The following is a 1,311-nucleotide window of genomic DNA, read 5'->3' as shown; positions in this document are numbered from 1 at the left end:
GCCAGGGCGCCGCTGACGAACCAGGTGCGCCCGCCGTCGAAGGCGATGCCGCGACCGTCGCCGGCCTGACGCTCGATACTCAGTTGCTGCTTCTTGCCCACCGGCACCTGGGGAGCGCGGCTGCCGCCACTGGGTTGAAAGCGCAGACCGGAGCTGCGTTTGGCCATGAATTAATGCTCTGCCGCGGGTTCGTCGTAGACGCCGGTGGACAGGTAGCGGTCGCCGCGGTCGCAGATGATCGCCACCATCACCGCGTTCTCCACCTCGCGCGACAGGCGCAGCATGGCCGCCACCGCACCGCCGGAGGACACGCCACAGAAGATCCCCTCTTCCCGCGCCAGGCGACGCATCACGGTTTCCGCCTCGACCTGGGCCATGTCGATGACGCGGTCGACGCGCTCGGCCTGGTAGATCTTCGGCAGGTATTCCTGCGGCCAGCGGCGGATGCCGGGGATGGCCGAGCCTTCCTGCGGCTGCAGGCCGACGATCTGCACCGCCGGGTTCTGCTCCTTGAGGTAGCGCGACACGCCCATGATGGTGCCAGTGGTGCCCATCGAGCTGATGAAGTGGGTGATGCGCCCGTCGGTCTGCTGCCAGATTTCCGGGCCGGTGCCGACGTAGTGGGCCTCGGGGTTGTCGCCGTTGCCGAACTGGTCGAGCACCTTGCCGCGACCGCCGCGCTGCAGGCTCTCGGCCAGGTCGCGGGCGCCTTCCATGCCGTCTTCCTTGCTCACCAGCACCAGCTCGGCGCCGTAGGCGGTCATCGCCGCCTTGCGCTCGGCGCTCATGTTGTCGGGCATGATCAGCATCATCTTGTAACCCTTGATCGCCGCCGCCATGGCCAGGGCGATGCCGGTATTGCCGCTGGTGGCCTCGATCAGGGTGTCGCCGGGCTGGATGTCGCCGCGCAGCTCGGCGCGGGTGATCATCGACAGCGCCGGACGATCCTTGACCGACCCGGCCGGGTTGTTGCCTTCCAGCTTGACCAGCAGGTTGTTGGAGGTGTCGCCCGGCAGGCGCTGCAGGCGCACCAGCGGGGTGTTGCCGACGCAATCGGCGATGGTGGGAAAGTGCAGGGTCATGGGTCGCTCGAATCCGGACTGCCGCGAAGGGCCATCATGATACGCCTAACCCGCGACGGCATCACGCCATGCTGTCGCGCAAGAGCTGCAGAGGGCGCGCGAGGCGCCCGGACTCAGGCGGCCGGCAGCTGAAAATGCACGCGTAACCCGGGCGCGCCGTTCTCCGCCCAGATGCGCCCGCCCTGCCCGGCGATGGCGCTGCGGGCGATGCTCAGGCCGAGGCCGAAAC

Annotated in this window: 2 protein-coding genes and 1 pseudogene; all 3 read right to left on the bottom strand. The window is 68.6% G+C overall.

Going from position 1 to position 1,311, the window contains the following annotated elements; all coding sequences use genetic code 11:
• Nucleotides 1-167 (bottom strand): annotated as a pseudogene (locus N878_RS29660) (23S rRNA (uracil(1939)-C(5))-methyltransferase RlmD); the annotation flags it as partial.
• Between the two features lie 3 nt (nucleotides 168-170).
• Nucleotides 171-1,082, bottom strand: a complete 912-nt coding sequence (cysM, locus tag N878_RS20725; protein WP_021445448.1) for a cysteine synthase CysM — start codon at nucleotides 1,080-1,082, stop codon at nucleotides 171-173.
• A gap of 113 nt (nucleotides 1,083-1,195) precedes the next feature.
• Nucleotides 1,196-1,311: hypothetical protein (locus tag N878_RS29655; protein ID WP_256218115.1), on the bottom strand; the 116-nt coding region annotated here is incomplete at its 5' end.

The sequence above is a fragment of the Pseudomonas sp. EGD-AK9 genome (assembly GCF_000465935.2).
Taxonomy (GTDB): Bacteria; Pseudomonadota; Gammaproteobacteria; order Pseudomonadales; family Pseudomonadaceae; genus Aquipseudomonas.
This window is presented reverse-complemented; position numbering and strand designations above follow the sequence as displayed.

Coding starts and splice junctions, on each gene's coding strand:
- cysM (WP_021445448.1), bottom strand. CDS start 1,082: ATGACCCTGCACTTTCCCACCATCGCCGATTGCGTCGGCAACACCCCG.